This window comes from Siphonobacter sp., from assembly GCF_048595215.1.
Classification (GTDB): Bacteria; Bacteroidota; Bacteroidia; order Cytophagales; family Spirosomataceae; genus Siphonobacter.
Map to the genome: position 1 here is coordinate 1 of NZ_JBMDWJ010000278.1, position 6,755 is coordinate 6,755.

A 6,755-nucleotide genomic window follows, 5' to 3' on the forward strand; every position below is an offset into this window, starting at 1 on the left:
CCTGCTTAAACGAGTACTTTAGTCCAGTCAAACCCTATAACTAAATGATAAATTACCTGTGAGGAATCGACGCGAACTTACGCCGATTGCAAAATCTGACTGGTGTGGTCTTTGGTCTCAACTTTGCGGATGATCTGAGCAATGTTCCCGGATTCATCAACCACGAAAGTCGTCCGTGCCGTACCCATATAGGTTTTGCCGTACATATTTTTTTCCACCCAGACGCCGTAGGCTTCCACGATTTTATGGTCGGTATCAGCCAGCAGAGGAAAGGGCAGCTCGTATTTTTTAATGAACTTCTGGTGCGATTTCTCATCGTCCACGCTAACGCCCAGTATCACATAACCCGCCTGTAACAGACTTTCGTAGTTGTCACGGAGGTTACAGGCCTGAGCCGTGCAACCTGGCGTATCATCTTTGGGGTAAAAATACAGGACTACCTTCTTTCCGGCGAAATCACTGAGTTTCACGAGTTGACCATTCTGGTCGGCTGCTTCAAAGGCCGGAGCCTGATCGCCTGTTTGAAGAGACATAGATACGTAAGTCTTTAGGAATGGAAAGCAGTAACTTCCATGCCTGCTAAACTAAAAAGGGTATGACTGGAATCGTGTCGGGGCCGGAAAAATTTCTTCATTTCTTATCCGAAAATAATTCCTGCGAACGATGGACATTCCCGATTTATGGATTAAGGTTCGGTCGTTCAAAAGTAGCTTTGTTTCCTGAATTGTCCGTTATTTCCAATCGTAATTCACCCTGAAAAGGACGATTTTCTTCCCTTATTTTCGAAAACAGCAAATCATTTTTGGCGTCGTATTCCAGAATGACCGTTTCCGTACCGACCCGGGTTTGCCAGGTTTTAATCCCGGATAAATTGTCTTTAATGCGAAAACGAAGCTGGCGGGTATTTATACTCACCGGCGTGATGGTAGGAGCCAGCGTATCCGTCGCTAGTCGGTACGTGCCCAGGTACAGCGTTTCGGCGTGGATACGGCCGTCTTTCCACTGTCCGCCCACAAATTCAGGCCGTTCACCATCCCGGTACAGGGCCGTTTTCTCGTATTCGGAGATGGGACTTTCGGGCTGGTAATGAATCGTGACTTTACCTTTCAGGGGCACCGTCGGATCACCAATCAGTAGCTTTTCATTCTTTTCCTGAAGATTCAAAAACAAGGTATCGTAAAGACTTTCCGATTTCCATTCCAGCTCCAGTCGGTCTCTGCTAAGTCGTCCCGGTTTTTGGGGATAAGCTGTACCCACGAACGAAAACCGGATCAGCTGCGAACCCGTATCAAGGGAATCGGGCAAACCCTGACGTAAATCCCAGAGGTAACAGCCGGGGTACGCTGGACTTAGCGTTTGCAGTTTTCCAGGCAGATAAACCTGTAGCGAATCGGCCAAAGCACCTTTGACGACCAGCCAGTTTTCTTCCACCGTCCAACGTACGGAAGGATCAGTGGAGCGGCCTTCTTTTGAGTCGCCTTTCACCACAAAATGCAGTTGCGATTTGTTCTGAAAATGATCCCAAGTAGTAATCGTCACCTGATGAACGGCTCCGGGATTGACGCGTAAACATCCGTCGCGGGGCGAATAAATCGGTACGCGGTCATTGCCGTCGGCTTTGTAGCATCGTTGGAAAAACCGACCCGTTTCGAAATACGTGGCGTAATCGGTGTGAATGTTAATGTCGTCGGTATAGGCTTCGGGTACCTGAGCCAGGTGGTGAAAATGCAGCTCGCGGCCATCCACGTGCACTTCCACGCAACTTAGTCCGTTTTTAGAAGCCGAACCATTGCTCTGATCGTACGCCAGTAATTCCAGCCCCATTTCACCCACCATTCGCAGCGTATCCCGCAACCGATACAGGGATACGGAAGGTTTCGACGATTCTTCTTTGATAAAGCCATACTCCATACGGCCAAAACGTCCTTCAATCCGAGCATTCGCATCCAGGGTACGGACGGCCAGAGCTTCCAGTACGGGGGGAATGTTATCATGTACTTCGGCAAAGGAATAATTCAGGGGATCGACATTAATACCCTGAGCATTCCGGATTTCAAAGTGCAGGTGTGGCCCCATGGAACCGCCCGAGTTACCCGAAAGCCCCAGTTCTTCACCCCGTTGCAGCGGAAGGGTGGTGGGAGCGGGCGTCAGTACCACTTCGGGTGAATGGCGGGCTACCTGCTGTTGATACACGTACTGAGCAATCCGCGGATTGAACTGTTGCAGGTGAGCGTAGACGCTGGTTTCGCCGGAGGGATGCGTAACAAAAACGGCATTGCCGTAGCCCGTACGACTAACGATAATCTTGGAAACGTACCCCCGGTCAATGCTCTGTACTGAAAGCCCTTCGCGTTGCTGGGTCTTGATGTCGATACCCGCGTGAAAATGCTGCGGACGGAGTTCGGCGAAGGTACCGGCCAGTTGAGCGGTTTGTCCGGGTAAAATAGGAAAGAGGTACGGTTGCTGGGCGGCGGCGGAAAAGGCTAGTACCCAAGCCAACGAGAGAATACGAGCTAGCAAGACGAATACGTAAGAAATGGATCAGCCAACCCGGGGTTGTTTCAGGTTGGCTGTAGAATTATTTGACTTCAAAATTCAGTAATTCCTGACCTTCCAGTGTACCCACCAGTCGGTCACCGATGTGTACGGGACCCACGCCCGCGGGTGTTCCCGTAAAGATCAAATCACCAATTTTTAAGGTAAAGAACTTCGATAAATAGGCAATAATTTCCCCGAATGACCACAACATCATCGTTGTATCACCCACCTGACGCGTTTCGCCGTTGATGGTAAGACTGAAGTTGAGCTTGGGAAATTCCGAAAACTGACTTTTGGGCACAAATTTGGAAATGGGGGCCGAACTGTCGAAACCTTTGGCAATATCCCAGGGAAGTCCCTTGGCTTTCAGCTTGGACTGTACATCACGGGCGGTGAAATCAATACCCAGAGCAATTTCTTCGTAATAATTATCCGCAAACTGTACCGGAATATTTTTGCCTAGCTTATTGATTTTCAATACGATTTCCAGTTCATGATGAACATCCTGCGTAAAGTCAGGCAGGTAGAAAGCGTTATTTTCTCTTAAAATGGCAGAATCGGGCTTGCTGAATATAACAGGCTCGGCGGGCCGCTCGTTTTGTAGTTCGGCGATATGTTCGGCATAATTTCGCCCGATGCAAAAAATCCGCATAAATGATGAATGTTCGAAGACAATACTGATCAAAAAGCAATCAAGTGGGTTTTATTCCTCATTTTTGGAGGATGAACCGACCTGTATGCAAAGCTAAGCGATCCCAGAGCACTTTGTGGGTTCGGTACAGGATTTTCTAGCAAGTACTTTACAATTCATTTCGCATTTCCTCATTTAGCATTTCCACAATCATGAAAAGAACCTTTGCCCTAGGTATTGTACTGGCTACAACGATATGGGCGTGTAGTCGTGTACCTATCTCAAACCGGAATCAATTATTACTCGTATCTGACGCTGAAATGAACCAGCAAGCTCTGGTGAGCTACAAGCAGTTTTTGGATACCAACAAAGTTATCTCCAACAGTAACGCCAATACACAACTGGTGAAGCGGGTAGGCGAGCGAATTGCCGCAGCGGCTACCAAGTATTTTAATGAAATCAAGCACCCCGAGTACCTGGATGGCTATAACTGGGAATTTAACCTAGTACAGGATAACCAGGTAAATGCCTGGTGTATGCCCGGTGGTAAAGTGGTCGTGTATACGGGTTTGATTCCCGTTGCTCAGACGGAAGCGGGGCTAGCCACGGTGATGGGCCACGAGATTTCGCACGCCATTGCCAAGCACGGGTCCGAACGCGTCAGTCAGCAGTACGTAGCTCAGGGCTTGCTAACGGGTGGACAGGTGGCTTTAGGTGTAGCCAATGCCAATAAGCCCGCTCAGGCCCGTAATGTATGGAGTACGGTATTTAACGTAGCTGCTCCGCTGGGAGCCAACCTGGCTATTCTGCGGTACAGTCGTCAGCACGAAAGTGAAGCGGACCATTTAGGACTGATCTTTATGGCCATGGCGGGTTATGATCCGAAAGAAGCAGTGACTTTCTGGGGACGTATGGCCGAGGCTAGCAAAAACGCTCAGAAGCCTCCCGTATTGCTTTCTTCGCACCCCTCAGATCAACAACGGATTAACGATTTGAAGAAGCTGTTGCCAGAGGCTGAAAAGTACTACGCCCGTCGATAGGGTTAGTTTACAATTGTCGGTTTGTAGTTTTTTAGTTGTTGAAATGAAGTGATTTTGGTAGAACTGAAACTACGAACGTTGCAAAAAGGGAAAGGCCACTCTGAAGTGGCCTTTCCCTTTTAATTCCAGGCTTCTGAAAACTAAAGATTGGCAACTGAAAACAGTAAACAGAAGACTGAAAACAAAAAGGCCGCTCCATCGAGCGGCCTTCTTTGTGTTCGACAATCTACGTTTTTCAGTCACTGAAAACAGAGAACCGTAAACTGAAAACTTCTTAGAATGCAGTGGCTAATACATCTTTCAGACGATCAGCCGCGTCTTTCAACTGTACCGCTGAGTGTACTTCCAGACCTGATTCGTCGATGATTTTCGCTCCTTCTTCGGCATTCGTTCCTTGCAAACGAACGACGATGGGGACGGGGATATTACCGATGGCTTTGTACGCTTCTACGATACCCGTAGCTACGCGGTCGCAACGAACGATACCACCGAAGATGTTGATCAAGATCGCTTTTACGTTCGGATCTTTCAGGATGATACGGAAACCTGCTTCTACCGTCTGGGCGTTAGCTCCACCCCCTACGTCAAGGAAGTTGGCAGGCTCACCACCGGAAAGCTTGATTAAGTCCATCGTAGCCATGGCCAGACCTGCACCGTTCACCATACAGCCAATGTTGCCGTCCAGTTTCACGTAGTTCAGGTTGTAATGACCCGCTTCTACTTCCAGAGGATCTTCTTCGCGAACGTCCCGCATTTCAGCCAGATCAGTGTGGCGATACAGAGCGTTGTCGTCGAGGTTTACTTTCGCATCAACGGCCAGAATTTTGTTATCGGACGTTTTCAATACGGGGTTGATCTCGAATTGAGAAGCATCCGTATCGATGTATGCTTTATAAAGAGAGCCAATGAATTTCACCATCTCTTTGAAAGCATCGCCTTCAAGACCTAAAGCGAAAGCGATTTTCCGAGCCTGGAAGCCCTGAAGACCCACTTTAGGATCGATCCATTCTTTGATGATTTTCTCGGGTGAGTGTTCGGCTACTTCTTCGATATCCATACCACCTTCCGTAGACGCCATGATGACGTTACAGGCTTTGGCACGATCTAACAGGATAGCCAGATAGAATTCTTTGGGCTCCGTAGCTCCGGGATAGTACACGTCTTCGGAAATCAGAACCTTATGTACTTTCTTACCTTCGGGACCGGTTTGGTGCGTGACTAATTGCATGCCCAGAATCTGTCCTGATTTCTCACGGACTTCTTCGTAGTTTTTAGCCAGTTTTACGCCACCGCCTTTACCACGGCCTCCGGCATGAATCTGAGCCTTCACCACAAACCATTTCGTACCCGTTTTGATGTTGAGTTCGCGGGCTACTTCTACCGCTTTGTCGGGTGTGTCAGCGACGATGCCCTCCTGAATACGGACTCCGTATCGTTTGAGGATCTCTTTCGCCTGGTATTCGTGTATGTTCATTAGGAAGTTGAGTGAGGTTTCACTTTACGGCCCGAAAATTAGGGAGAAATCAATAAAGTCTTTGAGTTATGTTTGACAAAGTTTAGGAACTTTGCTCAACAAAATATAGCTAAGACCGATGGAGTAGAAGGGGGTAGGAGCGATAAGGCCTTGATAAACAGATTGTAATAAGGGTCTTGTTCGCTCTGGGAAGGGATAAGAATTTCGGCCCATCGGAATAGCAATGCGGAAAGAGAAGGACGGCAAAAAGCCCCCGACCCTCCGTTCAACAAAAGTTTAGGATTCAACATTCATGCTCGAAGCTCGTCAACTCGTTAAATCATACGGAGCCCTGCCCGTACTCAAAGGAATCGACTTACAAATCCAGCCCGGTGAAATCGTGTCCATTGTGGGAGCCTCGGGAGCTGGTAAAAGTACCTTGTTACATTTATTAGGAACGCTTGACCGGCCCGACTCCGGTCAAATTTTTCTGGATGGACAGGAAATTAGTAGTTTAAAAGACAAAGCACTGGCCGAGTTCCGAAACCGACGCATTGGCTTTATCTTCCAGTTTCATAACCTGTTACCCGAATTTACGGCCCTGGAAAATGTCTGTATTCCGGCCTGGATTGGCGGTAAAACGCAGCAAACGGAAGAGCGAGCCCAAATGTTATTGGGGAAACTGGGCCTTTCCCACCGGGAAAAACACTATCCCAGTCAGCTTTCTGGTGGCGAACAGCAACGGGTGGCCGTAGCCAGAGCCCTGATCAATTCGCCCGCCGTGATTTTTGCGGATGAACCTTCCGGCAACCTGGATTCCCGCAATGCCCGGGAACTGCACGAATTGTTCTTCCAGTTACGGGATGAACTCAATCAGACTTTCGTACTGGTCACGCACAACGAAGAACTCGCCCAAATGGCCGATCGCAAGCTGGAAATGCTGGACGGAAGGATTGTTTCAGAATAAGCCAGACCTGATTGCAGAGAAAAGTTTTATAGACCTTATTCTCTAGTATAAACTAGTATAAACAAGTGTGCTGTTAGTAGGCAAAACCCCGGAGGGGTTCCATGTTATTAGCCCCGTATGCAATGC

6 protein-coding genes are annotated in these 6,755 nt (G+C 48.4%); 2 read left to right on the forward strand and 4 right to left on the reverse strand.

All coding sequences use genetic code 11. The annotated features are described in order from the left end of the window. Positions 1–77 precede the first annotated feature (77 nt). The 3 genes from bcp to ACOJTG_RS17445 form a co-directional block, all read right to left on the reverse strand. Complete coding sequence (gene bcp / locus ACOJTG_RS17435) at positions 78–533, reverse strand: thioredoxin-dependent thiol peroxidase (protein ID WP_420154992.1); 456 nt, start codon at positions 531–533, stop codon at positions 78–80. A 145-nt stretch (positions 534–678) separates the two neighbouring features. Beyond that, positions 679–2,520 carry a M23 family metallopeptidase gene (locus ACOJTG_RS17440; protein ID WP_420154993.1) on the reverse strand — a complete coding sequence of 614 codons (1,842 nt, stop codon included), beginning with the start codon at positions 2,518–2,520 and terminating at the stop codon, positions 679–681. Between the two features lie 58 nt (positions 2,521–2,578). Next, positions 2,579–3,190, reverse strand: a complete 612-nt coding sequence (locus tag ACOJTG_RS17445) for a fumarylacetoacetate hydrolase family protein (protein ID WP_420154994.1) — start codon at positions 3,188–3,190, stop codon at positions 2,579–2,581. A 191-nt stretch (positions 3,191–3,381) separates the two neighbouring features. On the opposite strand from ACOJTG_RS17445, the gene ACOJTG_RS17450 reads away from it, so the two are divergent. After that, positions 3,382–4,209: a M48 family metallopeptidase gene (locus ACOJTG_RS17450; RefSeq protein ID WP_420154995.1), complete on the forward strand. Its 828-nt coding sequence runs from the start codon at positions 3,382–3,384 to the stop codon at positions 4,207–4,209. A gap of 274 nt (positions 4,210–4,483) precedes the next feature. Here the strand turns inward: ACOJTG_RS17450 and sucC are convergent, their stop codons facing one another. Continuing rightward, on the reverse strand, positions 4,484–5,683 hold the full coding sequence (sucC, locus tag ACOJTG_RS17455) for an ADP-forming succinate--CoA ligase subunit beta (RefSeq protein WP_094813474.1): 1,200 nt from the start codon (positions 5,681–5,683) through the stop codon (positions 4,484–4,486). Positions 5,684–5,975: 292 nt separating this feature from the next. On the opposite strand from sucC, the gene ACOJTG_RS17460 reads away from it, so the two are divergent. After that, positions 5,976–6,629, forward strand: coding sequence for an ABC transporter ATP-binding protein (locus ACOJTG_RS17460; protein ID WP_094813472.1), 654 nt, complete (start codon positions 5,976–5,978; stop codon positions 6,627–6,629). Positions 6,630–6,755 lie beyond the last annotated feature (126 nt).

What these genes read in the sequence shown, in the direction of transcription:
- bcp (WP_420154992.1), bottom strand. Translation starts at nt 533, where the DNA reads ATGTCTCTTCAAACAGGCGATCAGGCTCCGGCCTTTGAAGCAGCCGAC.
- ACOJTG_RS17445 (WP_420154994.1), bottom strand. Translation starts at nt 3,190, where the DNA reads ATGCGGATTTTTTGCATCGGGCGAAATTATGCCGAACATATCGCCGAA.
- ACOJTG_RS17450 (WP_420154995.1), top strand. Translation starts at nt 3,382, where the DNA reads ATGAAAAGAACCTTTGCCCTAGGTATTGTACTGGCTACAACGATATGG.
- sucC (WP_094813474.1), bottom strand. Translation starts at nt 5,683, where the DNA reads ATGAACATACACGAATACCAGGCGAAAGAGATCCTCAAACGATACGGA.
- ACOJTG_RS17460 (WP_094813472.1), top strand. Translation starts at nt 5,976, where the DNA reads ATGCTCGAAGCTCGTCAACTCGTTAAATCATACGGAGCCCTGCCCGTA.